The organism is Rhizobium aureum (assembly GCF_030182495.1).
GTDB classification, from domain to species: Bacteria; Pseudomonadota; Alphaproteobacteria; order Rhizobiales; family Rhizobiaceae; genus Rhizobium; species Rhizobium tropici_C.
The window spans coordinates 464561-489299 of record NZ_JAQJCI010000002.1 but is presented as its reverse complement, the minus strand read 5'-3'; the positions used below and the strand labels follow the sequence as shown (position 1 = coordinate 489299).

Genomic DNA, 24739 nt, shown 5'->3' with positions numbered 1-24739 from the left:
TTCAACTGATCTTGCTCTCGCGAATGCGATCGGCAAGATCCAGAAAATTCTGACGTATGCGGCGCAAGGTGAAATCGAGACCGAATAGGCGGCCCGTTTCGCTAAAATCCATCGATTGAGCCGCCTCGGAACGCTGAAGTGCGCTGAATGCGGCCTCGAAAGCCGCGTCACCGGCCGAAAGCATCTCTGGATCGATCTCGCCACCGTCACGCAGTGCCCGGCCGCACGCTTCCGCGAAGCGGGCCTGTGCCTCGAGCACTTGCCCTGCCTGCGGCCCGATTGCTTCGACGATCGCCGGCGGGAAAGGCGTTTCCACGATGTGGCTGACATAGGTCATGTCGTTGCGAATTCGCCAGAGCGAGCGCGGGATGGCTTCTGAAATTCCCTGCCTCGTCAGCCAGAAGGCGCGTTCGCGCTGCGCGTCGGTCAAAAGCGCCTCCGTCGCCATCAGGGATTGGCGCAGCGCGATATTGGCTTGCGAGGCGGAGACCGGCTCGCCCTTTTCGACCGCCGATGCAAGCGTGCGCAATATCTGCGCCATGAGGTCGAGGGCGGATCCGAAGCGATCGAGCACCACGGTCCGCGAACGCGTCGGCAGGATGAAGAGGCTGGCGAGCACGCCGACGACACCGCCGAGCGTAATCTCGGCAATGCGGTCGATCACGAAAATCTCGACGGGAACGGCGGCGGAATGAGTGAGCATGACGATCGCCGCCGTCAGCCCGGCATTGCGCAGGCGAGGCAGGCGCGCTGCCACGAAGCTCGAAAAGCCGACGACACAGATCAGCGCGATCCCGATGGCGAGCGGATCCTGCGGTGTCACGAATACCGCCATGCCTCCAAGTATCGCCCCGGCGACCGTCGCCACCAAGCGATCGACAGCCATGCCGGCCGTCGCGCCCACCGAAGCCTGCATGACGATCAGCACGGTGAAGACAGCCCAATAACCTTGCTGAAGGTGGAGAAGCTGGGAGATGGCATAGGTGATCGTGCAGGCGATCATGACCCGCAGCGCCTGCACCGCTGCGCGCTGGGTTTGAACGAGGGATGTTTTTGGTTTTGACGGAGGCTGGCTTTGGCGAGATGCGGGCTCGGTCATCGCGCAACTTTTCGTCTGGAAACGTATGCTGACAATGGCCGTTTGGGTCTTGCCCCTCCCCTTTGATGCAATGCCGCCGATCGCCCGGCGAACCGGCGCTCACGATGGCGGCATTCGACATAATATGGAAGGTGCCTGCCCAACGGCAACCACCGGCCCATTCCGCGTCTTCTGCCGTGCTTCCTACCCGGAAGCACGGTCCTTGGACGATAGTCACAGACCAGATTTTGAGCTCAAACCGTGGCGGAGGCCGCAGATGTCGGAGTCGTCTCGCTGACGAGAACCTGCCGCAGGCGTTCTTCCTGCTCGGGCGAAAGCGAGGTGCGCAGCAGCCTTGCATGCTCGCCCTTGAACTCGGCAAGCACCTTCTCAGGCTGAACCTTGCGGATCAGCAGGAACAGCGCGGAGCTTTGCGCCGGAATGGTCTCGGCAAGCTTCTCGATGAGCCCGTCGTCGATGCCGTAATCGGCCATCGATCCGGCGAGAGCACCGGAACCGGCACCGATTGCACCGCCGACCACAAGGCCGGCAAGGGGATTGAGAAACAGCAGGCCAACGAGCGATCCCCACAGGGCGCCCGAAAGGCCGCCGCTTGCAGCGCCTGCCGCGGTCAGATTGACGCTCTGCTTCAGACGAACCTTGCCGGACTCGTCGCGGACGGCAATGACCGCATCTTCGAGGTCGATCAGATATTCCTTCTCGAGCTGGACGAGGCGGTTGAGAACCGCGTCCGCTTTGTCGGCATTATCGAAACCGAGCACTATGAGTTCTGACATCGAAATTCTCCGGGTCGGGGTGTCGAGACGGGAACTGGAGTCTTCAAGCCGATCAGTGAACAGCCGTGCTGATCAACCGGTAAGGATGAGTAGCATTGAACTGCGAGATCATTGCGACAGCCTGCTGCAGCAATTCCTCGGCTTGTTCGGGATCGTCGCGGGCCAGTTCGTCAGCATTGACGCGGATTGCTTCCGCCATGTTGGTGGAAAGCGCCGCAAACTGCTTGTTGCCCTCGACAAGGGCCTCAAGCGCCGTGCCTTCCAGCGTTCGGGCGACATTGATGAGAATTTCCTCGCGCTCTTCGATGCTGAGGTCTTCGATGGTTTTGGTTTTATCTTCCATTTTGATTACTCACTCTTCATAGACGTGATGGCAACCGAGCTCATGAAGCCTCGATTACTCCTCACGTAGGAAGACGCAAATTCGGGTTCAAGGTTCCCTCGTTCGACCCGATATCGGCCAAATCGTGATCTCGCCGATAGGAGATGGGACCTTCATCAGCCGCGAAGAAAGGCATCGCCCTCGCCAATGCGGAACATTGTGGCCGTCGCACGGTTCGATTGGTGTGGCCGGACACCTTTCATCCGGGAAGATTTCGGCCGCGCTGCATTTGAAATGACGCGAGCTCTTGCAAATCAGACGAATAAGGTAATCGACATGACGGATTCGCGACGAGAAAACAGCCAAACAACGGCTGAGCGCAATACAGGCTCTCGCAGCCACCGGCCTGCGGCAGCCAATCAGACCAAAGGTGAACTCGACGCCGCGTCGGAGCACGCCAAAGAGCGCGGTCCCGACGACCTGCCCAATATCGAGGCCACGAAGGAGGCGGTGCGTCAGCACGACGATGCCTTCATCGTGAAAAGCGATCTTGAAGACGCAGACGAGCGCGAGGCGTCACCGGGCACCCGCGAGCAGCCCTGAGATTGCGCCGGGGCGCCTATCCTCCACCCACGCTAAAAGTAAACTCAAGGAGATCGCCATTATGGATATCGATGAGAACGCCCGCGTTTGGGAACTGGTCGAGAAGATCGGCGTCTGCATGCTGACCACTCAAACCTCCGGCAGCCTGCGCGCCCGACCGATGGCCGCACATCCCGAACCGATCGAGAATGCGATTTATTTTCTGACGGATGTCGCCGGCCACAAGGATGAGGAGATCGCCCGCTGGCCGAACGTCTGCCTGGCCTTCGCCGACACGAAAGGCCAGAAATATGTCTCGATATCCGGTACGGCGGAAGTCAGCAACGACCGCGAACGAGTGGAGGATCTCTGGACGACGGGTGCGAAGGCCCGCTGGCACAGCGTCGACGATCCCTCCATCCGCGTCTTGAAGGTGACCCCTTCTTTCGCCGAATACTGGGACAGTCCCGGGACGATCATCAGCTACATCAAGATGGCCGCTGCCGCCGTTTCAAATTCAAAGCCCGACATGGGCGAGAACGTGAAAGTCGAGCTTTAGAGGCGATGGATCACTGCGAGCCATGCCGCGCCAACCGGGGCGGCATGGCTCGCACCAGAGCCCGGGCCGGATGGCATGAACTCCTATTCTTCCCATTCCTCTTCATCGGCCGAAAGCAGATCCACCAAGACTGCCACATTACCGGCAGGCAGATGGCGGCCTTCGCCGATCAAAGCCTCATCGCTGTTTACCCAGGCCCAAGCCTCGGATAGTTCCGTCGGCGTTGCGCCTGTTGCAACAATTTCGGCGATAAGGGTCTCGTCCACAGGGCCGAGTACGGAGGTGACGTCTTGCGAGGTCAATGTCATGTCCTGCTCCTCTTCCTGTTTGCCAGACCATGAACATCCCTGAAATATAGCAACTCGAGGATAAACTTCCACCCGCGGCCGGGCTATGCAGGCACGAGATACTCTCGCCAACGCCCTGAAATAGCGGAATAAACTTCCCTTCGTCGGCAACGAAAAATCTTGCAGGCCGCTACGCAGCGCTTGCTCTGCAATCAAGCGACGGCTCCCACGACGATCAAGAAATCGGCTCGAGATCGCATAGATCGTAAGATGATCAAAAAGTCGGCCCGGACGCGCCGCTCTTCAGCGTGAAATAAGCAAAGGCTGCTACGAAAAATGCGATGACGGCCAGGATCGCCAGCAAACGCTTGAGCCAAGGGGGCGTTTGCCTCGGCGGCTTTGGCTTAGGACGACGTTCAAACTTGATGACATTATCGGACATGACAATCGATTAGCGAAGATCAAACAGTTTGCCAATCCGGTATGGATGCCGGAGGCGATGTTTCCAAAAATGGTCGGGCAAAGCGCTCAATTCATCTCAACTTCAATCTTGTCTGCAACGCCCCGGGGGCTGTGGTGGCGGATATCCGATTGAAATCCACCAACTCTGAAGGTGCCTCTTGAATATCCTCAGTAAAATCCGCCCCTGGACGGCGCAGCAGCGTGCATTGATTGTGCCATTTCCAGCAGAACAAGATCTGGCCGAACGCAGATCCACGTCAACCATCGCCGATGGCCCGATCGTCGCTTTCTTCACGGAAGGCAGTTTTTACGAACATGAGAAGGATCGCATGGTCCACTCCGCCAAGCGTATCGGACTGAGCGTTCAGGCGACGCCAGTGCCCAGCGCTGGTAGCTGGGTATTGAATGCCGGCCTGAAACCCGGTTTCCTGCTGCAGGAGAGGGCAAGGCTGCGCGGACCCATACTGTACGTCGACGTCGACGCGGTCTTCCATCGCAATCCCTGGCCGGAACTTCGTAAGCTCGAATGCGACCTTGCGGTCTATTACGAAGGCAATGCGCGCCTCATCAGCGCGACGATCCTCATCAACGATACGCCCGGGGCGGCGCGGCTCATCGAGCTCTGGCAGGAAGGATGTCTTGCCAAGCCCGACATGTGGGACCAGCTCGTTCTCCAGCAGATCATTGCCGAAGATGCCGCAACTCCGAACCCGCAATTCAAAATCGTGAAATTGCCCGTGTCCTTCTGCTGGATATTCGATCGGCTCGAAAATGAGCCTGCGAGCGAAATCTTCATCGAGCAGCTGCAGGCAAGCCGCGAGGCGACGAAGCGTAAACGCTGGTTCGGCCGTATCGGCAAACGCCTGAAGCGTCGCCGCGACCGGATCGAGGAAATCGAGCGCATCCTCGGCCGTCACGAGTGAGGCACGCTACCCGGTCTGCACTTTGACTTTGGCAGTGAACGGCAAGCCGCCGGTGACATGATCACAGCATGTCGCCGAGCGTCCAATGGTTGTTCCATCTGATATCAATCTCGTCCTCGACATTCTGATACCGGATGTCGGTGGAGAGACGCAGCCGTTGCCGTCTGTCCTGGTTGGTGGTCGAGGCGTGAATCATGAAGGGCGAATGGAGCATGACGTCGCCGGCCTCATAGTCGGCGACCAGCCAGCGCGTATCGAAACGTTTCGCCATCTCGGGCAGATCCTTCGAAACCCAGCCGCCCTCCGTCATGTTGCGGTTATAGGCGCTCACGCGCTCCTCGGGACCGAGATCCTTGTTCCGCTCGCTGAACTCACGCTCCATCTTGACGCCGATGGCATGCGATCCCTCCAGATAGGCAAGGCCGCCCATTTCCATCGGGATATCGCCGATCGGTATCCATGCCGTCACGATCCGGCTCGTTCCGCCACGCAGATAGACGAGATCATAATGGGCAGGCGTTGCCGTCGTCGTTCCCGGCCGGACATGGCGCATGATCTTGCGCTTGTGCAGATAGGAAATGCCCGACAGGAATTCGTCCATGAAACGCGACATGCGAGGCTGCGCGCAGAAGCCCTCATAAGCGACCGAACGGACCAGCGACATCAGGCAGCGATCGACATCACCGCCTTCGGGCGCCACAGCGGACGCGATGCCATCCCTCGGATCCGTTCCCTTCTCGATCAGCCCCGTCGCCGCCAGATGACCGAAAACCCAGCCGCGAAAGTCGATGACGTCTTTGCGCGGCAGGAAACCCTTGAGCCACACATAGCCATTCTCTTCATAAAGGCTGCGGATTGCCTGAACGCCGATGCCCGGATCAGTCGGCGTCAGATAGCCGAGCCGATCGGGTGCGGTGGAAAGAACCTTTCCGTTGGCGACAAGATTGAGCTCGCGCTCGCCGGATTGCACGGCCTGCATGGAAATAGACATTTCATTCGCCTATCGCTCGATGTGATTGCCCATTGAATCTAGCAGTCAGTGATGTTCCATTACATGGACGGAAATCATACTGGACTTTTCGCTCATCATGAGACCGACGGAAGCCGTCTACCGATCATCACTCGCGGCCGCCAGCGGGCTAGCTATCACCGGCAGTGGAAGACAGCATGCAATGCACGCCGTCAAAGGACGGAAGCTGCCGTGCTATGCGGTCGTCCTCGTAGAGAATGGCCAGGGCTTTCTCGAGACCGAGGCTTGCGGTCGCCGGAGCGTGAAAGGCCCGGCCCTCTTCTGGCTCTTTCCAAACCGCCAGCACTCATACGGCCCGGATGCTGATGGCTGGAACGAGCGATGGGCGCTTTTCGAGGGCTCTCTGGTGCGGGACTTTCTGAGGCTGCGCCTCATCAGCGAGCAGGATCCGCTCATCAATCTGCGCAATCTCGATCGCATCCAGCGCCTTTTCGGCGGCATTCACGGCGATCTGCTCGCGGATTCGAACCTTGCGAGAGCCTCGGCGGCCGCTTCGCTCCACCAGATCGTTGTCCTGGCGGCGCGAAAGGCCTGCCAGACCACGCCTTCCCTTCAGGAAGGAGCGGATATGGCCGAAATCGTCGAGGCGCTTCGGCGCAGGGCGATGCAACCGCTCGATATCGCCGCCTTCGCCGCCGAATATGGAATGTTGCCCGCGACACTCCGCAGAAAGATCGCAAGGGAGGTCGGGCTGCCGCCGAAAGGCTTTCAGCTTAGGGTGCGCATGGATCATGCCAAGGAACTCCTGGCAACGACGGACGACAAGATCGAGGTCATCGCCGCCAAGGTCGGCATTGACGATGCGTTCTACTTCTCCCGGCTGTTTCACGAGCGGGAAAACTGCACGCCGCGCGAATTTCGCTCGCGGTTCAGGAGGAGCTGAACGCTCAAGACCGGCCGCCTCGTCGCAACCATCCGTTCATCGGACGGCCGCCGCTGGATGGAATTCCGTTTCAGGCTTGGCCGTCGGCAGGCGGCCGGAGTATCCGCTCCCAAATCCTGGTTCGAACATGATAGCCTGTTGCCGGTGCGGAAGTGGCAGAGCCTGACCTGAAGGCACAGCCGATTATCGCGCCTTAAGCGTTACCCCTGGGAGCGGATGAAAAACACCCGCTCCTCATCAACGTTCGAAGCGCGAGGAGGCAATCATGAATTTGAAAGACGCAACATTGTTCCGGCAGGCCGCGTTGGTCGGCGGTGATTGGATCGAAGCCGATCCATCCAACGCGATCAAGGTCGACAACCCCGCAACGGGCGAGATCATCGGCCTCGTTCCCAATCTGGGTGCTGCGGAGACCAGGAAGGCGATTGCTGCAGCCGAAGCCGCGCAGAAGGAATGGGCCGCCCGCACCGCCAAGGAACGCTCCGGTATCTTGCGCCGCTGGTTCGAGCTGATGATGGAAAACCAGGATGATCTCGGACGTATCCTGACAGCCGAACAGGGCAAGCCGCTGCCTGAAGCCAAAGGCGAAATCGCCTATGGCGCGAGCTTCATCGAATGGTTTGCCGAAGAAGCCCGCCGTGTCTATGGCGACATCATTCCCGGTCACCAGAAGGACAAGCGCATTCTGGTCATGAAGCAGCCGGTCGGCGTTGTCGCGGCGATCACGCCCTGGAATTTCCCGAACGCCATGATCACTCGCAAGGCCGGTCCTGCCTTTGCCGCTGGCTGTGCCATGGTCTTGAAGCCGGCCTCGCAAACGCCGTTTTCGGCGATCGCCATTGCGGTCCTTGCCGAACGCGCCGGTCTGCCCAAGGGGCTTTTCAGCGTACTGACGGGTTCGGCTCGCGCCATCGGCGCCGAGATGACCGCAAGTCCGGTCGTGCGCAAGCTCACCTTCACCGGCTCGACCGAAGTGGGCGCAGAACTCTACAAGCAGAGCGCGCCGACCATCAAGAAACTCGGGCTGGAGCTCGGCGGCAACGCACCTTTCATCGTGTTTGACGATGCCGATCTCGATGCTGCCGTCGAAGGCGCGCTGATCGCCAAGTTCCGCAACAATGGCCAGACATGCGTCTGCGCCAATCGTCTCTATGTTCAGGACGGCGTCTATGATGCCTTTGCCGAGAAGCTCTCTAAGGCTGTGGGCTCGCTGAAGACCGGCAACGGCTTCGACGAAGGCATCAATCTCGGCCCGCTGATCGACGAGGCGGCCCTTGCCAAGGTCGAGGAGCATGTTGCCGACGCCCTTTCGAAGGGAGGCCGCATCGTTGCCGGCGGCCATCGCCACCATCTCGGTGGACGCTTTTATGAGGCGACCGTCCTTGCCGACATCACGCCCGCCATGGCCGTCGCCAAGGAAGAGACATTCGGGCCGGTCGCTCCCCTCTTCCGCTTCAAGGACGAGGCCGATGTCATTACCCAGGCCAACGACACCGAGTTCGGCCTTGCCTCCTATTTCTATGCCAAGGATCTCGCCCGCGTCTTCAGGGTCGCCGAAGCGCTGGAATACGGCATGGTCGGCGTCAATACCGGCCTGATCTCGACGGCCGAAGCGCCGTTCGGCGGCGTCAAGCTTTCCGGCCTCGGCCGCGAGGGATCGCGCTACGGCATCGAGGAATTCACCGAAATCAAATATGTCTGCCTCGGCGGCGTCGCCTGAGGCCAAGGGGAGGCCGTCGGGAGAGGTTTATGGCACCTGCACGAGGCGGCCGCTGCCTCTGATCTCCGAGCGTCGCAGGACTGGATGCCCATATAGCTCGATGTTGCCGCTTCCGCTGATCGATATATCCGCATCGGCAGCAGCGGCAACCTCAGCATCGCCGCTGCCCCGAACCCTGATCTTCACCGATTGGGCGGCCAGGTCTTTCAACCGTGCGGTACCTGAGCCGGAAATCTCGAGATCGACCGTATGCGCGCTGCCCGTGGCGGAGACGCTGCCACTTCCGGATATGCTCAAACGCAAATCGGACTGATCGAGCTGCGACAGGGCAAGATCGCCGCTGCCGCGCACCTTCCAATCGGTGACGAGCGGTCCCGACAGGCTGACTTCGAATTTGGAGCTGGACCAACCCGGATCGCAATCCAGGCTCAGCCTGCCACCCTGCAGGCGTACATGATCCAGAAGTGCCGGATCACCGCTGATGACGGCCTCCGCCTTTCCGCCCGGCCGGTACTGAACGGAGGCCGGAATATCGACCGCCAGGCTGCCATTGGAGCTGAAAGGCAGGATGACCTGCTGCTTGCCGGATGCCGCAGATTCGCAACCGGATCGCATGCCACCCCACCAACGCCCCGCATTGGCCCAATCCGGCCCGGAAAGCCCGGTGCCGAGCGTAAGAAAGACGAATGCACAAATCAGTCCGGTCGTCGCGACAGTCGCCAATTTCCCGTTCATTGTCCATTTCCTCCAACGATGCGCAGTCCGGTGCTCAAGCTCGACTTTCGTCCACTTGAGCCAGGCGGAAATGCAGGCGAGCATATTGCCCAAGCATGCGGATGCCCAAACTCAGACCCATCAGCAGCAAAGCACCGCCACCCACGAAGCAGCTCACCAGGCCGGCACCGATCAGCAGGCGGGCCAGCATGCCGACGGAAGGCAGGCCGATGTGGAACAGCACGGTGGTGACGATGATCTTCAGACCCACGGCGCCGACAGCCACCAATGCAATCGCAAGGCCAAGCGTGACGAAGATCGCAGCAAAGAGCAGCGGCAGCAGGAAAAAAATATCGACAATGGCAAGGCCGGCCAGGGCCATCATAGCGGCCAGGAGATTCGGTACGCTCCAGTGGGCCTCCAAACGGCGCAGCCCCGCATCCGCCCGCAGCTCCCGAGCGATCCTGCCCGGATCGCCAAGCGCTGCGGCAACCTCCTCCTCGCTTCGGCCGGAAGCCTCGGATTCGGCAAAATGGGCTGCGTAATCAGCCAGGATATCGTCAATCTCATGCGGCGGCAGGCTCGCAAGCCCAAGCCTCAACGTGCGTAAGAAAGCGTCCCTGGTCATGGTGAATCCTCAAGAAGTTTATCGACAGCGTCGGCTAGCGAGCGCCAGTCGCGGCGATGGGCTTCGAAAATCGAGCGGCCGAGCGGCGTGAGCCGATAATATTTACGCGGCGGCCCGCTGCTCGACTCGACGATGCGGGTCGCAACCAGTCCGTCATTCTGCATCCTGCGCATCAGCGGGTAGATCGTTCCTTCGCCCATGCCCACCGCCGCAACCAGCGTACTCGCAATCTCATAGCCGTAGCTTTCGCCCCGCGAGAGCACGGCCAGGACGCAAAGATCGAGCACGCCCTTCCGCAATTGAACTTGGATCGAGTCAGTCATGAACGCCTCAGCTTTACAGAACGAATATAACAAGCTATCTGTTTATGCAAGGTAGCTAGGACGGCTTTCGCAACCGGCACATGCCTCTTCGTGTCATCGTCTGGACTACGGACCGACATGCCTTGCCATCACAGCCATCGCGCAGCCTGTATCTCTGGTTAAATGGAGTAGTCCCCGGCGACAACCGCCACCACAGTTGCTAACTCACGATCCCCGCATCAAAGCAGTCGTTGTAGCCGACCCGCTGAGCATCGTCTTCCCGACCGTGGACAGCGTGGAAGATGTCAAAGTTCCGCTTCAGCTTTGGGGCTCAGAGCTTGGAGGGGGTGGTGGAGCATCTCCTGAAAATGTCGCAACGCTTGCACGGCTATTGCCGGAAAAACCTGATTTTCGAGTCGTCCCCAATGCCGTTCATTTGTCGTTTCTGACACCTTGCCCGGAAATGAGGCCGTCGTCGGATGCCTGCACCGATGCGCCGGGCTTCGATCGCGTCGCGTTTCATAGACAATTCAACGCCGCTGTCGTCGCATTTTTCCGCCGGCATCTGACGCAGCGGTAACGGCAAGCATATCGGAGCGTGAAGCAGCATGTGACGTGGAACAATGCGCAGGCATTATGAGCGTTGAAACTCGTCCGCGAATCCGATCAGATCATGACAAAAACGATACGCATAGCGGCGGCTCTGGTGCTGCGCCCGGACGGGAAGACATTGCTTGTGCGCAAGCGCGGCACTATTGCCTTCATGCAACCCGGTGGCAAGGTGGAGCAGCAGGAGACGCCAGAGACGGCGCTGATCAGGGAACTCCTCGAAGAACTGGGCCTTGCGGCAGAGATGAAGGATCTGACTTTCCTCGGTCGTTTCTAGGCGCCGGCAGCCAACGAACCGCACCATACTGTCGTCGCGGATATATTCCGGCTGCATGTGGGCGATCCGGCAATCACAGCAGCGGCAGAGATCGAGGAGATCCGCTGGGTATCGCCCCACAATCCGGGACATATAGCTATGGCTCCCCTGACCGAGCATCATATCCTTCCTCATTATCGGCAGCAGACTGTGTCCGCGGGCCAATGAGGTCGAATTTCATCGGCTCCAGACAATGAGGGCAACTTCGGCGATTTCCTGGAAATTCCTGGCCTGGAATACAACTTCGTTCGCCTATTCGCCTATGGGCGGCAGACGCGTTGCTCACGGCGGACGAGCCGTCCAATTGCACGTCGCTTTACATGGGGCGAGAGTAAAATTTAAATATTGTAACAAAATGAAAAATTAATAGATTTCAACTTTAGCGGTGAGCTTATTTACTACGAATATGATAACATGCGCAGAATACATGAGGCCCTCGTTATTTTAATTGAAAGTAAAAACAACTTTGGATACATGAGTAAAAAAACACGACGTGAGGCCGAAAATGAAAAGAGAAAATACTGCCAGCCACGAGAGGTTTATTGAGCTGACAAGCAAGATCGTCTCGGCCTACGTTCTTCGCAACGCGACCGCGCCGGAAGATTTGCCGAGGCTCATCATAGACACATATGCCGCGCTTACCGGTTCTCGGCAACCTGAGCCGTTGTCATCGGAAAAGTCGCTGAAGCCGGCGGTGCCGATCAAGAAATCCATTACCGATGAATATCTGATCTGCCTGGAAGACGGCGGTAAGTACAAATCGCTGAAGCGGCACCTCAACACCAAATACGGCCTGACACCCGAAGAATATCGAAAGAAATGGGGCTTGCCGGCCGACTACCCGATGGTCTCGGCCACCTATGCAGCCACACGATCGACGCTGGCGAAGAAAGCCCTCCTCGGCCATACAAAGAACGCGACCGATATTGCGCCGGCTGCCGAGCCGGCTCGACGGCAGCGGAAAACCGGCTGATTTGGAGTAGTTCTGCGTTTCTTCGAAAAGCGTACGCGCCTATCTTTTTATTTCCCAGCGCGTTGCGAACGGAAAATCGCTGCGCGCACGCTTGTAGATGCTCCAGGAACGTTTTGAGCCACTTCGCGTGATCCGCCCTGTCCGCACTTCGACGATAATTGCGCGATCAAGTCGCTGCAGGATCACGGAATTTCGATTGTCTTGGCATTGACGGTAATCGCGCGGCCGGCAAACCAGCCGTTGATACCGGCGCCGAGGCCGAGCAGGACGAACAATACGGAGCTCCAGGCAAAACTCCCGGTCCAGCCATGGATCGTGCCGACGACGAGCGGGCCGATCGCGGCAAGCAGATAACCGACGAATTGCGCCATCCCGGAGAGATGGGCCGCCACATGCGCGTCGGGCGATCGCAACACGATGACGGTCAGTGCCACCGCGATCAATCCGCCCTGCCCGATGCCTTGCAGCACGGCCCAGAACCAGACCGTCCAAAGCGGCGCAAAGAGCAGGCCCAGCAATGCTGCGACCGCGACCAGGCAGAGAATGACATTGATGGCGCGCTGGTCCCTTCCCTTGACGGCGATATGGGGTGCGACGAGGCAGGCAACGGCCTGCACCATAACCGAGGCGGAGACAATGGCTCCGGCGGTCACGCCGTCAAGGCCGCGTTCGCGCAGAATAGGCACGAGCCAGCCGAAGACGCAGTAGGCAAGTGCCGATTGCAGCCCCATGAAAAGCGTTACCTGCCAGGCGATGCGATCCGACCAGAGGCCGGTGACACGAAAACCAGCGCGGCGGACCTGGCTGCGCGTTCGAACCACCTGCGGCAGCCAGAGAAGTCCGACCACGAAGGCCGGCACGGCCCACGCCGCAAGCGCACCACCCAGCGATCCACCGAGGGCATGCTCGATCGGAAGCGTGAACCCGGCAGCACTTGCCGCGCCGGCGCATAGCGCCATCGTATAGCAGCCCGTCATCAGGGCGGCCTTGTCCGGGAAATCACGCTTGACGAGCCCAGGCAGCAGCACGTTGCCGATGGCAATACATGCGCCGGTCAGTGCCGTTCCGAGGAAGAGCAGGGAAATGGAGGAAACTCCGCGCAGCGCCGTGCCGAGCGCAAGCAGGAAGATGACCGCAAGCAGGACACGCTCGGTTCCCATGCGCTGCGCAAGCCTTGGCGCAAATGGCGAAAACAGCCCCATGCAGACCACGGGCAAGGTCGTGAGGATGCTGGTACCGAAGGCCGAAACGCCAAGCGCGGACCTGATTTCCGGCAGAAGCGCCGATGCGCTCGAGAAAACCGGTCTGAGATTGAACGCAATGAGCACGAGGCTTGCACCCAGCAGAAACCTGCCGATCGGCGATTTGCCTCCACGTGGCCGCGGTACGGGAATTTCATCGGCCTCGGCATCGATCAATTCGAGCGAGGCGGCATTTTGTGAAGTTATGGTCATGACATCAGCAATCGATCAAGAGTAGCGACGACGGGCGCCATGAAGCGGCGTACGGCGGCATCGGCCGCTTCAGGATTGCCGGTTTCGATCGCGTCGACGATCGCGATATGCGCCTGCATATCCGGCTCGGGAATATCCGCGCCGAGCGTCGCCTCGATGGTCTCGGCAATGGAAAGGGAGAAGAATTCGTAGAGCTCGATCATCGCCCTGTTCTGTGAGGCCGCGACGACCGCCTTATGGAAGGCAAGGTCGCGCTCGATGAACGCGGCCTTGTCACCGCCGGTATAGTTTCCGCGCGCAATCAGCAAGGCGCGCAGTTGCGAAACAATTTCCGGCGAATGACGCAAGGCAGCGAGCCGTGCGGCCTCGACCTCCAGCGCAAGCCGGGCCTCGAACTGATCGCGCAAGCCGGCGCGACGCGCCATATCCAAAGGACGGCTGACATCCGTCACCGAGCGAACATAGGTGCCGGACCCCTGCCGCGTCTCGAGAAAGCCTTGGGAGACCAGCACCCTCACTGCCTCGCGGATCGTGCCGCGGCTGACCGACAGCATGGATGAGAGCGAGGCTTCATTCGGGAGCTTTTCGCCGACAAGCCAGCGTCGGGCGATGATTTCGCCGCGAATGGCCTCGACGGCATTGTCCGCAAGAGTGGTTTTGGTCAGGGCACGCATGATCTACTATCATCAAGTCATCGGATGACTTTATGATTTAGGCGGCGAAAAGCTCTTCGTCAATCCAATTGCAGGAATGATCAGCGGCTAGTTATGACGTCTGCTCTTTTCGAAGAAAAGCAGTAAGGCAAGTCCCAGCAGACCGGCGGCAGCACCGATAAGGGCCGTTCCGGAATAGCTGCTGATCGCCGTGCCGATCGCGAAGAGAAGAGCGCTCAAACCTGCACTGAGGAAGATATTGACCGATATGAGCGCGCTGCCGAGACCGGGGCGCTCGGCAATCAGATCCTGCAGATAGGTAATGGGAATACTGATGAGCGCTGCCGCGCCGATCCCGCTGACGAGGGTCAGCGCATAGACGTGCCAGGGTGCGTAAGCCAAGCCGAGCAGGACCAGATAGACGACGTAGATGACCGTGCCGATCCCCAGCGCCATGAGATGGGTCATGATCCGCTGCGCCCGCCCCCACGCGACAATGAAAACGACTTCAAGAAGGGCGACGATCCCGACAAGGATACCGATATCGGCCACCGTTCCGTGCGCCGCGCCGGTGACGATGAGTGGCAGAATGGCGCCATTGACATGCAGCGTGCTGGTGATCAGTGCCACCGCGATGAGGCGCACGAAGACCGGCGGTGACATAACTTCGCCCAGCGCGGCAAGATAGGAAAGATGGCGTGCCGATGCCTTGTCGGTGCCATCCTGGCGCGGAAGGAAAAAGGCGATCAATCCGAAGCAGACCGCACAGGCGAGACCGGCAAACAAATAGGCCGGCAGCATGCTTGCTGAATTTGCAAGCAGGACGCCAGTTATACCAGGCACCAGAACCCAGGAGAGCGAGATCATCGCACGTACGCCGGAATTGACCGTGGCGACATGGTTGCGCTCCATTCCGCTTGTCGCCACCCTGACATTGGCAAAGAGCAGCGAGTTGAGCGAACCGTAGACCGGCAGGAAGAACAAGGCGCTGAGAACGAAGGTTGCCTGCGCAGGCACGGCATAGACGGCGCCATAACCCAGGACCCCGAAAATGGCGACGCTCAGCATCATCACGCGATACTGGCCGATCCGGTCCGCCAGATTTCCAAGCAGGATGCTGACGACGACGTTCACCGCGGCCGCGCAGAAGATCAGCGTCGAATAGAGCCCATTGCTGAGTCCGAGTTCGTGGATGCCGACGACCGATTGATAGGGCGATGTGGCGGCGCCGGCAAAGCCAAAGGCAAAAATGGCAAGCATGCTCACCCGAATGGTCGGGTCGCGGAAAACATCAGGAAGAAGGTGGGTCATCGGCGGGTCGAGGATGTTGTAAATCACGCCTTCGGGGCGCTGGATATCCTTCCGTCAAAGTGGATCGAGACGCAAATGGTTGCTTTGTGCTTGACCCCTTCGGACATGGATTGTCCACATCATTCATCACATCAATGACGGCAGGTGGGCTTCAGCCGGGCATCGCGCGCGAATAGGCGGCCAGGATGAAGCGCTCTGACTGAAACAAGTATTTCTCCAGTGCGTCGGCTGCGCTCACGGACGCCCCTTGCTCCAGATGCGCCAGGATGGCCGCGTTCTGGCCGACATAGGGAGCATGCAGATATTCGGGATCGCGGATCAGGCCGAAGACGAGGCGCAGTTCCAGGGAAATCTGGGCATAGAAGGCTGAAAGCCTTGGACTGTCGGCAAGCGCGACGATGGCGGCATGAAAGGCGATATCCGCGCTGCCGACCTCCAGCCACTCGCCACGATCACGATGCTGGACGGCGGCATCGATGGCGGCGCGCATCTTGTCGACGCTCGGGTGGCGGTGATGCGCATTGGCGAGCGCCGAGCATTCGATCAGGCGGCGAATATGAAAGATATCCATGATTGTCGAGATGCTCGGCGTAGTGACGAAGACGCCCCGATTGGCCTCATGACGCAGCACACCCTCTTTCGTCAGCAGCCGGAAGACTTCGCGCAGCGTGTTGCGCGAGACCTGCAATTCCTCGCAAAGAGCCGCTTCGGACAGATGGCTGCCAGGCGAGAGCGTGCCGCTGATCACGCGCTCGCGGATGCGGGCGGCGGTCAGTTCCGCAACCGTCTGCCCCGTCTCCGCGACAACCGTCGGCTCGATGCTGGCAAGATTTGTCTGCTTCATTTGCTCTCCCGGCACCTGCATTCAATCGCTCCGACGGCCACTAATCAGCCACTTGTTGGAAAGCGAGTGGCTATTCGTACTTGTCTGCGGTTGGCGGCCCGTTGACAGCAAGGTCCGGCGGGCGATTTTGCGCAGATTTGTCCCCGTTTTCGATTGGCAATATGAAAATTGTTGAACAATATAGACCACATTGTGGTTTGATGCTATCTCACGTTCTCACAAACATAACGGGAACGCAGATACAGATGTTCATGAGACGCCTGTTTTGTAGAAAAACCTCGCCTGCTTTTGTCAGGCTGCAGCGGGTGTCGGCATGAGGATGCTGCGGTTCGATTTCGGCGAGTGCACCTGCATCATGAATGCACAGAGCAACATCGTCATCATCTCGGATGCCATGAGCGACCAGCCCAATACCGAGGTAAGCGCATGACGAATGCTGCGGGCGACAACAAACCGCTTCTGTCTGTAGCGGATCTGACTGTGCGGTTCGGTGAAAACCGCGTGCTCGAAGGGCTTTCCTTTTCGATCGAGCCGGGCCGGACGCTCGCAATCGTAGGCGAATCCGGCTCCGGCAAATCGGTGACCTCGCTTTCCATCATGCGCCTTGCCGATATGATGGGCGCACGCTTCGAGACAGGCACCATCCTCTTCGACGGCAAGGATCTGCTGAAGCTCCCGCAGAAGGAGATGCGCGCTGTTCGCGGCAAGGAGATCGCCATGATCTTCCAGGAGCCGATGACCTCGCTCAACCCTGTCTTCACCATTGGTGATCAGATCTGCGAAGTCCTCCTTCTACATGAGAGGATCGGCAAATCCGCTGCCATGGCGGAGGCGCAGCGCCTGCTGGAAATGGTGCGTCTGCCGGATGCGCAGGCACTCTTGAAGCGCTATCCGCATCAGCTTTCCGGCGGCATGCGCCAGCGTGTGATGATCGCCATGGCGCTCGCCTGCCGCCCGAAGCTGCTGATCGCCGACGAGCCGACGACTGCCCTCGACGTGACGATCCAGGCACAGATTCTCAACATCATGCGGGACCTGCAAAAGGATCTCGGCATGGGCATGATCTTCATCACCCATGACATGGGTGTGGTGGCCGAAATGGCTGATGATGTCGTGGTCATGTGGAAGGGCAAGAAGGTCGAGGAAGGCCCGGTTCGCGAGATCTTCGCCAATCCCGGGCACCCTTATACGAAGGCGCTTCTCGCCGCAGTGCCGAAGCTTGGCAGCATGACCGGCCAGGACTTTCCGAAGCGCATGCCCTTGACGGTGCTCGATGGTGGCGAGCCGAAGATCGTCGGTGAAGAACGAGTCCAGAATACCGCCCGCTACGACCAGCAGCCGCTGCTATCGGTACGCGACCTCTTTGTGCGCTTCGACATAAGAAAGAACATATTCGGCCAGGTCACGCATCGCTGCAGCGCCGTCCAGAAGGTCGCTTTCGATATTCATCCCGGTGAAACCCTGGCCCTCGTCGGCGAATCCGGCTCCGGCAAATCGACGATCGGCCGCACCATCCAGCAATTGCAGAAAGCGCGTTCCGGTGAAATCACCTTCAACGGCAAGAGTTTCGCCGCCATGTCGCAGCTCGAACGTTTCCGCCTGCGGCGCGACGTGCAATACATTTTCCAGGATCCCTTCGCCTCGCTCGATCCGCGCAAGATGGTCGGCTTCTCGATTGCGGAGCCGATCAACACCCATGGCATCATCTCCGGATCGAAGGAAGTTCGCTGCCGGGTGGACGAACTTCTGGAGCGCGTCGGCCTGACGTCGGCTCATGCCGATCGCTATCCGCACGAATTCTCAGGCGGCCAACGCCAGCGCGTCTGCATCGCCCGTGCCCTGGCCTCCGATCCGAAGCTCATCATCGCCGACGAAGCGCTATCGGCTCTCGACGTGTCGATCCAGGCCCAGATCATCAATCTCTTGATGGATCTCCAGGCCGAACGCGGGCTCGCCTATCTGTTTATCAGCCATGACATGGCCGTCGTCGAGAAGATCAGCCATCGCGTCGCCGTTCTCTATCTCGGCCAGATCATGGAGATCGGCAGCCGCCGCCAGGTCTTCGAAACACCAATGCACGCCTATACGCAGCGCCTTCTCTCGGCCGTACCGATCGCCGATCCGACGCAGGAGCGCAGAACCACCCTGCTGGAGGGCGAGATCCCCAATCCCGTCCGCCGCGTTGGCGACGAGCCGCCGATCCTGGCTCACGAGGAAATCACCTCAGGCCACTTCATCGCCAAGAGCGCCTGAGCGACTACCAAACATCGCATCGATCTGAAGAGGAAACAGGTTCAATGAAAAGAATGAAATGGGGACTGAAGACCGCTCTGACCGCACTCATGATATCGAGCGTCGCCATCAGTGCCGCTCCCGCCTTCGCGGCCGGCAAGCTGACGGTTTCGTCGTCACAGGATCCCGGTAGCTGGGACCCGATCGACACGTTCCTGGTGGCATGGGCTGCCGTTTCGACCAACATCTTCGACGGCCTCACCTATCGCGGCCCCGATCTCAAGCTGGTGCCGGGCCTTGCCGAATCCTGGGAAGAACTGGATCTGGGCAAGCGCATCCGCTTCAAGCTGCGTCACAACGTGAAATTCCATGATGGCGAGCCCTTCAATGCCGAAGCGGTGAAGTTCACCTTCGACCGCCTGCTCGGCGAGCAGGGCGCCAAGGGACCGCAGCGCTCGAACTACACCGCGATCGAAAGCATCGACATCATCGACGACTACACGGTCGATATGAAGCTGAAGACGCCCGATCCGGTACTTTTGACGAAACTTGCCGGCTATGGTGCGATGATCGTGCCGCCGAAATACATCAAGGAAAAGGGAGAGGATTATTTCAATCTCAATCCGGTCGGCACCGGCGCCTTCAAATTCGTTTCCTATACGCCGAAAGTGAACATCAAGCTCGAAGCCAACCCGGATTACTGGGGTGGCGCACCGAAGCTCTCCGAGCTTGAATATCGCTTCATCAGCGAGCCGGCGACCGCCGTTGCCGAGCTTCAGGCGGGCCGCGTCGATATCGTCATCCCGCCGACCATCCCGATCGGCATGCTGCCGGTCATCCAGGGCGATTCCAAGCTCGAAATCGCCAGCGTTCCCGGCCCGACGGTCGATGCGCTGCGCTTCAACACCCGCGACGGAATTACCGCCGATCCGCGGGTGCGCAAGGCGATCATCATGGCCGTCGATCGCGACACGATCGTCAAGTCGATCCTTGCAGGCCAGGGGACCGAAATCGTCAGCTTCCAGAATTCGCTTTCCTTCGGCTACGATGCCGACCTGAAGCCGCTTCCTTACGACCCGGCAGGCGCCAAGAAGCTGCTTGCAGAAGCCGGAGTGAAGCCCGGCGCGGCATTGCAGATCGACATTCGCGGCAATGACGCGACGATGAACGAGGTGGCGCAGGTCGTGGCAAGCTATCTGCAGATGGTCGGCCTCACCGCCACCATCAAGCCCTATGAAACCAACGTTCTGCTGAACGACATCATTCCGCAGGGCAAGACCGGCGCGATGTTCCAGCAGAAATGGGGCGGCTGGACCTTCGACTACGACAACACGGCCTATTCGATGTATCACTCCGGCGAAAAGTGGAATCCTTATGAAAAGGATGCCGCTCTGGACAAGCTCTTGGAATCGCAGCGCCCGCTCACCGATCGCGCCGAGCGCGAAAAGGTGCTGAAGGACATCGGCAAATATGTCGCCGACAAGGCGCTCGAACTGCCGCTCTACAACAGCAATGCGATCTACGGCGTCAGCAAGCGCGTCAAGGGCTTCGTGCCCGCTCCGGATACCCGCATCAAGCTGAACGAAGTCACCGTCGACTAATCATCAAGCAGGACGCCGTCGGCCCGGCCGGCGGCGTCATCCGAAAGCTCTCGGGGTAAGAACGTGGCCGGTTTTCTCATCAAGCGATTGCTGCAGGCGATTTTCGTCGTGATCGCCATCACTCTTCTCGTCTCCTTCGCCATCCGCCTCACCGGCGACCCTGCCGTGATGATGTTTCAGGGCGGCGGCAGCATGACCGAAGACGACCTGGCCCGTATCCGCACAGCCCTCGGCACGGATCAACCTTTCCTCGTGCAGTATTTCAGCTTCCTGAAGGGGCTGCTGACGCTCGATTTCGGTCGCAGCTTCACCGGCGGCACGCCTGTTTCCCAGCTAATTGCCAATGCCCTGCCCGCGACGCTGCTACTCGCCTTCATCTCCATGGTGGTCTCGATCGCGCTCTCCATCCCGCTCGGCATCAAGGCCGCGACGGCGCGGGGCAAGACAGCAGACCAGATCATCCGCGTTCTCTCGCTCCTCGGCCTCTCCTTCCCGAACTTCTGGCTGGCGCTGATGATGGTGCTGTTGTTTTCCATCACGCTCGGCTGGCTGCCGCCGAGCGGCATGGTCGGAATTTCGAGCTACATCATGCCGGCTGTGACCATGGGCGTCATCCTGACGGCAACGAATGTGCGCCTGGTGCGTACCGCCATGCTGGAAACGCTGCAATCTCAATACATTATGGTCGCGCGCGCCAAGGGCCTTAGCGAAAGCAAAGTGCTCTACAAGCATGCATTGCGCAATTGCGCGATACCGCTCATCACCTATTTCGGCATCCAGTTCGGTGGGCTGCTCGGCGGCATCGTCGTCATCGAGCGCGTCTTCAACTGGCCCGGTCTCGGCACGCTGGCATTCGATGCCGTTGGCGCCCGCGACTACCCGGTATTGCAGGGCGTGATCACCGTGCTGGCGCTGTTCATCGTCGGCGTGAACCTTCTCGTCGACATCGCCTACGGCCTTGTCGATCCCCGTATCCGCACGGAGTAACGCCGATGGCTGCCACGATCTCGCGCCGTTCGCGCTTTCTAAACTTCGAATTCATATTCGGCGCTTTGCTCACCATCGTCATTTGCCTTGCCGTTCTTCTCTCCGACGTCCTTTTTCCCGGCGGCGCCGAAAAGATCGACCTGATGGCAAGGCTTGCCAGGCCCTTCGCCAGCCTCGCCCATCCCTTCGGCACTGATCCTCTGGGACGCGATGTGCTGGCCCGTGTCGTTGCAGGTGGCAAGATATCGCTGACCGTCGGCCTGACGTCGGTCATCGGCGGCGTTGTGCTTGGCGTGCTGGTAGGGCTTGCCGCGGGTTACTACCGCGGCATCTGGGACATGCTGCTGATGCGCTTTGCGGATATCCAACTCGCGATGCCTTTCATTCTGCTGGCAATCACCTTCATCGCCATCGTCGGCGGCAGCCTCACCAACACGATCATCCTCTTGATCGTCTCGCAATGGGTGCAATATGCGCGCCTCGTGCGCGGCTCGGTGCTGAGCTTGCGCGAGCGCGAGTTTATCCTGTCGGCTCGGGCGATCGGCGTCAAAGACTGGCGCATCATCTTCCAGCATCTGCTGCCGAACCTTATCGGTCCAGTTATTGTGCTGATGACGCTGAACATCGCCAACAACATCCTTCTGGAAAGCAGCCTCACCTTCCTCGGACTGGGCGTCGACCCGACCATTCCCAGCTGGGGCGGCATGCTCGCCGACGGACGCACCTATTTGCAGACGGCATGGTGGGTCAGCCTCTTCCCCGGCCTTGCAATCCTTTTGACTGTGCTTGGCCTTAATCTCCTCGGCGACTGGCTGCGCGACAGCCTCGACCCGACCGGCAGAACGACAAGGTAGATATCATGACCGTGATTTTCGAGAGACGTTTTGAGCGCACGCTGTCGCGCCTTGTCGCCGATGCCAAGCCTGGCCAGAACTTCGAGGCATGGACTTTCGATGACAGAGACAGCCGCCAGCAAGCTGAACGCAAGCTCGCGGAAAAAGGCATCAAGGCCCGCATTCGCAGCACCTACAAGCCGCTGGTAAATGCCTTTATCGAGGAAATCGACCTGCATGATGTGGATGCGATCGAGATCCGCTACCCGGTTCATCCCAGTGCACCGGGAAACCGCTTCCGTCTGGAAGCCTATCCGCTCGCGGCAATGGTGGAAAATCGCGAGATCACCTTTGTCGCAAGAGCTGACAGTGACTTTCACTATGGCGTTCTGCTGAAAAGCAAAGCCGGTGAAGAGCGCCAATTGAAGGTGCTGGTGCCTAATCGCGTCCATATAGACGCCGCCGGCGAAACGAGCGTTTCCCCGACCGGCTGGCTCGTGCGGGATGGCAATGCGACGGGCGATCGGCTCGCCACCGATTATGAACAACTCTTCGAGGAGACCATTGCCGCGGTCACACACTTCGACTGGGGCGCAAGCGAACCCTATTTCGAGGAACTGAACATTCGCGTTGCCCTGCCGGCGCTGGACGAGGCCTTGCCCGTCGGCGACGAAGTCATGAGCCTTCGCGAGGCGCTACATGAGGATTTCTATTTTTCGCTGCTCGAATTCTTCCAGAAGAAATCCGGCCGCCCGCTCGGCGACCGCGGCTTGAAGCCGGGGCAGATCGTTCCGCAGATCCTGCGGTCCTCTGGTGAGATTTCCGTCCGAGTGGAAACGCAGCCACTGACGTCTCGCTACTGGGATAGAGCCGAACAGCAGATCGAGACGGCGACGGAACCTCTGGCTATGCAGCAGATCGAGGCCGAGCTTAGCAAGATCGGCGGCGAAGCATTTGAGGCTGCCGCACGCTCTGGTCGCACAGTTCGAGCGCGCTACATCAAGGGCAGCGACGCGGCCGTGATGATCAGCGGTGGACAGCACGCCAACGAGACGACCGGGGGTGCGGGTGCCTTGCGTGCGGCCCGTCGGCTTGCCAAGGTTGAAGGCGCGCATTTCACGATCTCGCCGCTCGAAAATCCCGATGGCTACGCGCTGCATCAGCGCCTGCGCCAGGATAGTCCGCGCCATATGTATCATGCCGCCCGCTACACCGCGCTTGGCGACGATCTCGAATATCGGACCGAAGAGACTGCCGGCCCCTATCTCTTCGAAAAGAAAATCCGCTTCCAGGCGGAGAGGCTGAGCGGAGCGCAGCTGCACGTCAACCTGCATGGCTATCCGGCGCACGAGTGGACACGGCCGCTCTCCGGTTATGTCCCACGCAACTTCGCCATGTGGACGCTGCCGAAGGGCTTTTTCCTGATTGCCCGTTATCATTCCGGCTGGGCGGCTCAGGCCGAGCAGCTTCTGGATAAAGTGACCAAACACCTCGACGCCATCCCCGGTCTACGGGATTATAACGATCGTCAGATCGCACTCTATGAAACCCATGCCGGCGAAACAGGCTTCCGCATCATCAACGGCTTCCCCTGTCTCGCCAATATCGACGATCGCCATACGGTGCCATTGACCTTGATCACCGAATATCCGGACGAGACCATTTACGGCGACGCCTTCATCGCCGGCCATACCGCGCAAATGGAAACAGTGCTTTCCGCCTACCGCTCGTGGCAGGAAATCATGGCGTTGAGCTAATCGGGCTCGCCGATCTGAGCATATCGAGCAGAGCGGTCATGGCGCTCGTCGTATAGGCATCCGATCGGCGCACGAAAAGCGTATCCACCAGAGACCGTTCCGGAGGAAGCGTGTGGATTGCAACCCTGCCCTCTTGGGCGGCGGCAGCGACGACACCTCTTGGCAAGAGAGTGATGCCGACGCCGGCCGACACGCAGCTTATGATCGTATCCAGAGAGCCGAATTCCAGCGGCTTCGAGGTGACGATACCCATATCGGCAAGAAGCGACTCCAGCCGCTGCCGGTAGGAGCAGCCGATCTGGAAGACGATGGTCTTGAGATCGATAATGCCGGCCAAATCTTCCATTCCGCGAATGGCAGGCGATGTCACGAGAACGAGCTCTTCCTGAAAGATCACCTCCTGCTCGAGATCGGGATGGCTGACAGGACCCGCCACGAAGGCGCCCTCGACCCGGCATGAAACGACATCGTCGATCAGCCGGCGGGTCGTGCCTGTTGTCACGACAAGACGTACCTGCGGATAGGTCTTGGCGAATTGGCCGAGGAGCGGCGACAATCGCAGCGCTGTCGTCGTTTCCAGGCTGCCGAGGGAAAGCGTCCCGCCCGGCTCGCCATCATCCTTGGCGGCGGTGCGGGCATCGGCCAGAAGCTTGGTGATGCGGCCGACAAATGGGAGAATTCGTTGTCCCGCCGGTGTGGTCGACACGCCCCTTGCATGCCGCTGGAATAGGCTGACACCCAGCTCTTCTTCCAGTGCCCGGATTCGCGCGGTCACATTCGATTGAACAGTGTGCAGCTCCTGCGCCGCCCGGTTCATGCTGCCGTGCCGTGATACCGCTTCGAAAACTCTGAGATCCGATACGTCCATTTCATATCTCCCAA

The 24739-nt window shown here is 59.6% G+C and carries 26 protein-coding genes; 12 read left to right on the top strand and 14 right to left on the bottom strand.

What is annotated here, in order from left to right:
- Window position 1: 1 nt before the first annotated feature.
- The 3 genes from PH552_RS08105 to PH552_RS08095 all read right to left on the bottom strand — a co-directional run bounded on the left by PH552_RS08105 (window position 2) and on the right by PH552_RS08095 (window position 2218).
- Complete coding sequence (locus PH552_RS08105; protein WP_113250456.1) at window positions 2-1099, bottom strand: FUSC family protein; 1098 nt, start codon at window positions 1097-1099, stop codon at window positions 2-4.
- Between the two features lie 233 nt (window positions 1100-1332).
- On the bottom strand, window positions 1333-1875 hold the full coding sequence (locus PH552_RS08100) for a DUF1269 domain-containing protein (protein ID WP_112344809.1): 543 nt from the start codon (window positions 1873-1875) through the stop codon (window positions 1333-1335).
- A gap of 52 nt (window positions 1876-1927) precedes the next feature.
- Entirely contained in the window at window positions 1928-2218 is a 291-nt protein-coding gene (locus tag PH552_RS08095) for a hypothetical protein (protein ID WP_112344808.1), read from the bottom strand.
- 315 nt (window positions 2219-2533) lie between these two features.
- Between PH552_RS08095 and PH552_RS08090 the strand changes: the two genes are divergently transcribed.
- Both PH552_RS08090 and PH552_RS08085 read left to right on the top strand, forming a co-directional pair.
- Window positions 2534-2800, top strand: coding sequence for a hypothetical protein (locus PH552_RS08090; protein WP_145644288.1), 267 nt, complete (start codon window positions 2534-2536; stop codon window positions 2798-2800).
- Window positions 2801-2861: 61 nt separating this feature from the next.
- Window positions 2862-3338: a pyridoxamine 5'-phosphate oxidase family protein gene (locus tag PH552_RS08085; RefSeq protein ID WP_210260438.1), complete on the top strand. Its 477-nt coding sequence runs from the start codon at window positions 2862-2864 to the stop codon at window positions 3336-3338.
- Window positions 3339-3421: 83 nt separating this feature from the next.
- On the opposite strand, the gene PH552_RS08080 is transcribed toward PH552_RS08085, so the two are convergent.
- Both PH552_RS08080 and PH552_RS08075 read right to left on the bottom strand, forming a co-directional pair.
- Window positions 3422-3646: a hypothetical protein gene (locus PH552_RS08080; RefSeq protein ID WP_112344806.1), complete on the bottom strand. Its 225-nt coding sequence runs from the start codon at window positions 3644-3646 to the stop codon at window positions 3422-3424.
- 253 nt (window positions 3647-3899) lie between these two features.
- Window positions 3900-4067, bottom strand: a complete 168-nt coding sequence (locus PH552_RS08075) for a hypothetical protein (protein ID WP_169643241.1) — start codon at window positions 4065-4067, stop codon at window positions 3900-3902.
- A gap of 178 nt (window positions 4068-4245) precedes the next feature.
- Between PH552_RS08075 and PH552_RS08070 the strand changes: the two genes are divergently transcribed.
- Window positions 4246-5010: a putative nucleotide-diphospho-sugar transferase gene (locus PH552_RS08070; RefSeq protein ID WP_246698444.1), complete on the top strand. Its 765-nt coding sequence runs from the start codon at window positions 4246-4248 to the stop codon at window positions 5008-5010.
- 61 nt (window positions 5011-5071) lie between these two features.
- On the opposite strand, the gene PH552_RS08065 is transcribed toward PH552_RS08070, so the two are convergent.
- Window positions 5072-6001: a phytanoyl-CoA dioxygenase family protein gene (locus PH552_RS08065; protein WP_112344805.1), complete on the bottom strand. Its 930-nt coding sequence runs from the start codon at window positions 5999-6001 to the stop codon at window positions 5072-5074.
- A gap of 97 nt (window positions 6002-6098) precedes the next feature.
- On the opposite strand from PH552_RS08065, the gene PH552_RS08060 reads away from it, so the two are divergent.
- Both PH552_RS08060 and gabD read left to right on the top strand, forming a co-directional pair.
- Window positions 6099-6923, top strand: coding sequence for a helix-turn-helix transcriptional regulator (locus PH552_RS08060; RefSeq protein ID WP_112344804.1), 825 nt, complete (start codon window positions 6099-6101; stop codon window positions 6921-6923).
- A gap of 265 nt (window positions 6924-7188) precedes the next feature.
- Window positions 7189-8643, top strand: coding sequence for an NADP-dependent succinate-semialdehyde dehydrogenase (gene gabD, locus PH552_RS08055; protein ID WP_112344803.1), 1455 nt, complete (start codon window positions 7189-7191; stop codon window positions 8641-8643).
- Between the two features lie 27 nt (window positions 8644-8670).
- Here gabD and PH552_RS08050 read toward each other — a convergent pair whose 3' ends face one another.
- Genes PH552_RS08050 through PH552_RS08040 form a run of 3 tightly spaced genes read right to left on the bottom strand, consistent with a single transcriptional unit; the run spans window position 8671 to window position 10308 of the window.
- Window positions 8671-9378, bottom strand: coding sequence for a GIN domain-containing protein (locus PH552_RS08050; RefSeq protein ID WP_112344802.1), 708 nt, complete (start codon window positions 9376-9378; stop codon window positions 8671-8673).
- 34 nt (window positions 9379-9412) lie between these two features.
- Complete coding sequence (locus tag PH552_RS08045; RefSeq protein ID WP_112344801.1) at window positions 9413-9985, bottom strand: DUF1700 domain-containing protein; 573 nt, start codon at window positions 9983-9985, stop codon at window positions 9413-9415.
- Window positions 9982-10308 (bottom strand): PadR family transcriptional regulator, encoded by a 327-nt coding sequence (locus PH552_RS08040; protein WP_112344800.1) that lies wholly within the window; start codon window positions 10306-10308, stop codon window positions 9982-9984. The genes PH552_RS08045 and PH552_RS08040 overlap by 4 nt, the downstream gene beginning before the upstream one ends.
- 652 nt (window positions 10309-10960) lie before the next feature.
- On the opposite strand from PH552_RS08040, the gene PH552_RS33740 reads away from it, so the two are divergent.
- Window positions 10961-11173 carry an NUDIX hydrolase gene (locus tag PH552_RS33740; protein WP_348628029.1) on the top strand — a complete coding sequence of 71 codons (213 nt, stop codon included), beginning with the start codon at window positions 10961-10963 and terminating at the stop codon, window positions 11171-11173.
- A 544-nt stretch (window positions 11174-11717) separates the two neighbouring features.
- The gene (locus PH552_RS08030; protein ID WP_112344798.1) at window positions 11718-12185 is read left to right on the top strand and encodes a Ros/MucR family transcriptional regulator; all 468 of its coding nucleotides are present in this window, start codon (window positions 11718-11720) and stop codon (window positions 12183-12185) included.
- 182 nt (window positions 12186-12367) lie between these two features.
- Here PH552_RS08030 and PH552_RS08025 read toward each other — a convergent pair whose 3' ends face one another.
- From PH552_RS08025 to PH552_RS08010, 4 genes are all read right to left on the bottom strand, one after another.
- Window positions 12368-13639: a CynX/NimT family MFS transporter gene (locus PH552_RS08025; protein WP_112344797.1), complete on the bottom strand. Its 1272-nt coding sequence runs from the start codon at window positions 13637-13639 to the stop codon at window positions 12368-12370.
- Window positions 13636-14313 (bottom strand): FadR/GntR family transcriptional regulator, encoded by a 678-nt coding sequence (locus tag PH552_RS08020; RefSeq protein WP_112344796.1) that lies wholly within the window; start codon window positions 14311-14313, stop codon window positions 13636-13638. The genes PH552_RS08025 and PH552_RS08020 overlap by 4 nt, the downstream gene beginning before the upstream one ends.
- An 87-nt stretch (window positions 14314-14400) precedes the next feature.
- Window positions 14401-15603 (bottom strand): MFS transporter, encoded by a 1203-nt coding sequence (locus PH552_RS08015; RefSeq protein WP_112345198.1) that lies wholly within the window; start codon window positions 15601-15603, stop codon window positions 14401-14403.
- 151 nt (window positions 15604-15754) lie between these two features.
- Window positions 15755-16447, bottom strand: a complete 693-nt coding sequence (locus tag PH552_RS08010) for a GntR family transcriptional regulator (protein ID WP_181592425.1) — start codon at window positions 16445-16447, stop codon at window positions 15755-15757.
- Between the two features lie 426 nt (window positions 16448-16873).
- Between PH552_RS08010 and PH552_RS08005 the strand changes: the two genes are divergently transcribed.
- The 5 genes from PH552_RS08005 (at window position 16874) to PH552_RS07985 (ending at window position 23857) form a co-directional block, all read left to right on the top strand.
- Entirely contained in the window at window positions 16874-18700 is a 1827-nt protein-coding gene (locus tag PH552_RS08005) for an ABC transporter ATP-binding protein (protein WP_112344795.1), read from the top strand.
- A 53-nt stretch (window positions 18701-18753) separates the two neighbouring features.
- Window positions 18754-20280, top strand: a complete 1527-nt coding sequence (locus tag PH552_RS08000; protein WP_432422039.1) for an ABC transporter substrate-binding protein — start codon at window positions 18754-18756, stop codon at window positions 20278-20280.
- A 63-nt stretch (window positions 20281-20343) separates the two neighbouring features.
- The gene (locus PH552_RS07995; RefSeq protein ID WP_112344793.1) at window positions 20344-21267 is read left to right on the top strand and encodes an ABC transporter permease; all 924 of its coding nucleotides are present in this window, start codon (window positions 20344-20346) and stop codon (window positions 21265-21267) included.
- Window positions 21268-21272: 5 nt separating this feature from the next.
- The gene (locus PH552_RS07990; RefSeq protein ID WP_112344792.1) at window positions 21273-22121 is read left to right on the top strand and encodes an ABC transporter permease; all 849 of its coding nucleotides are present in this window, start codon (window positions 21273-21275) and stop codon (window positions 22119-22121) included.
- A 5-nt stretch (window positions 22122-22126) separates the two neighbouring features.
- Entirely contained in the window at window positions 22127-23857 is a 1731-nt protein-coding gene (locus PH552_RS07985) for a M14 family metallopeptidase (RefSeq protein WP_285165811.1), read from the top strand.
- Here the strand turns inward: PH552_RS07985 and PH552_RS07980 are convergent.
- A complete protein-coding gene (locus tag PH552_RS07980) occupies window positions 23841-24725 on the bottom strand; it encodes a LysR family transcriptional regulator (RefSeq protein ID WP_112344790.1) in 885 nt (294 codons plus the stop codon). The two genes, PH552_RS07985 and PH552_RS07980, sit on opposite strands and share 17 nt — an antisense overlap.
- Window positions 24726-24739 lie beyond the last annotated feature (14 nt).

What these genes read in the sequence shown, in the direction of transcription:
- PH552_RS08020 (WP_112344796.1), bottom strand. Translation starts at nt 14,313, where the DNA reads ATGCGTGCCCTGACCAAAACCACTCTTGCGGACAATGCCGTCGAGGCC.
- PH552_RS33740 (WP_348628029.1), top strand. Translation starts at nt 10,961, where the DNA reads ATGACAAAAACGATACGCATAGCGGCGGCTCTGGTGCTGCGCCCGGAC.
- PH552_RS08065 (WP_112344805.1), bottom strand. Translation starts at nt 6,001, where the DNA reads ATGTCTATTTCCATGCAGGCCGTGCAATCCGGCGAGCGCGAGCTCAAT.
- gabD (WP_112344803.1), top strand. Translation starts at nt 7,189, where the DNA reads ATGAATTTGAAAGACGCAACATTGTTCCGGCAGGCCGCGTTGGTCGGC.
- PH552_RS08085 (WP_210260438.1), top strand. Translation starts at nt 2,862, where the DNA reads ATGGATATCGATGAGAACGCCCGCGTTTGGGAACTGGTCGAGAAGATC.
- PH552_RS08080 (WP_112344806.1), bottom strand. Translation starts at nt 3,646, where the DNA reads ATGACATTGACCTCGCAAGACGTCACCTCCGTACTCGGCCCTGTGGAC.
- PH552_RS08100 (WP_112344809.1), bottom strand. Translation starts at nt 1,875, where the DNA reads ATGTCAGAACTCATAGTGCTCGGTTTCGATAATGCCGACAAAGCGGAC.
- PH552_RS08105 (WP_113250456.1), bottom strand. Translation starts at nt 1,099, where the DNA reads ATGACCGAGCCCGCATCTCGCCAAAGCCAGCCTCCGTCAAAACCAAAA.
- PH552_RS07980 (WP_112344790.1), bottom strand. Translation starts at nt 24,725, where the DNA reads ATGGACGTATCGGATCTCAGAGTTTTCGAAGCGGTATCACGGCACGGC.
- PH552_RS08045 (WP_112344801.1), bottom strand. Translation starts at nt 9,985, where the DNA reads ATGACCAGGGACGCTTTCTTACGCACGTTGAGGCTTGGGCTTGCGAGC.
- PH552_RS08030 (WP_112344798.1), top strand. Translation starts at nt 11,718, where the DNA reads ATGAAAAGAGAAAATACTGCCAGCCACGAGAGGTTTATTGAGCTGACA.
- PH552_RS08095 (WP_112344808.1), bottom strand. Translation starts at nt 2,218, where the DNA reads ATGGAAGATAAAACCAAAACCATCGAAGACCTCAGCATCGAAGAGCGC.
- PH552_RS08040 (WP_112344800.1), bottom strand. Translation starts at nt 10,308, where the DNA reads ATGACTGACTCGATCCAAGTTCAATTGCGGAAGGGCGTGCTCGATCTT.
- PH552_RS08050 (WP_112344802.1), bottom strand. Translation starts at nt 9,378, where the DNA reads ATGAACGGGAAATTGGCGACTGTCGCGACGACCGGACTGATTTGTGCA.
- PH552_RS08015 (WP_112345198.1), bottom strand. Translation starts at nt 15,603, where the DNA reads ATGACCCACCTTCTTCCTGATGTTTTCCGCGACCCGACCATTCGGGTG.
- PH552_RS08010 (WP_181592425.1), bottom strand. Translation starts at nt 16,447, where the DNA reads ATGAAGCAGACAAATCTTGCCAGCATCGAGCCGACGGTTGTCGCGGAG.
- PH552_RS08090 (WP_145644288.1), top strand. Translation starts at nt 2,534, where the DNA reads ATGACGGATTCGCGACGAGAAAACAGCCAAACAACGGCTGAGCGCAAT.
- PH552_RS08060 (WP_112344804.1), top strand. Translation starts at nt 6,099, where the DNA reads ATGAGACCGACGGAAGCCGTCTACCGATCATCACTCGCGGCCGCCAGC.
- PH552_RS07990 (WP_112344792.1), top strand. Translation starts at nt 21,273, where the DNA reads ATGGCTGCCACGATCTCGCGCCGTTCGCGCTTTCTAAACTTCGAATTC.
- PH552_RS08005 (WP_112344795.1), top strand. Translation starts at nt 16,874, where the DNA reads ATGACGAATGCTGCGGGCGACAACAAACCGCTTCTGTCTGTAGCGGAT.
- PH552_RS07985 (WP_285165811.1), top strand. Translation starts at nt 22,127, where the DNA reads ATGACCGTGATTTTCGAGAGACGTTTTGAGCGCACGCTGTCGCGCCTT.
- PH552_RS08075 (WP_169643241.1), bottom strand. Translation starts at nt 4,067, where the DNA reads ATGTCCGATAATGTCATCAAGTTTGAACGTCGTCCTAAGCCAAAGCCG.
- PH552_RS08025 (WP_112344797.1), bottom strand. Translation starts at nt 13,639, where the DNA reads ATGACCATAACTTCACAAAATGCCGCCTCGCTCGAATTGATCGATGCC.
- PH552_RS08000 (WP_432422039.1), top strand. Translation starts at nt 18,754, where the DNA reads ATGAAATGGGGACTGAAGACCGCTCTGACCGCACTCATGATATCGAGC.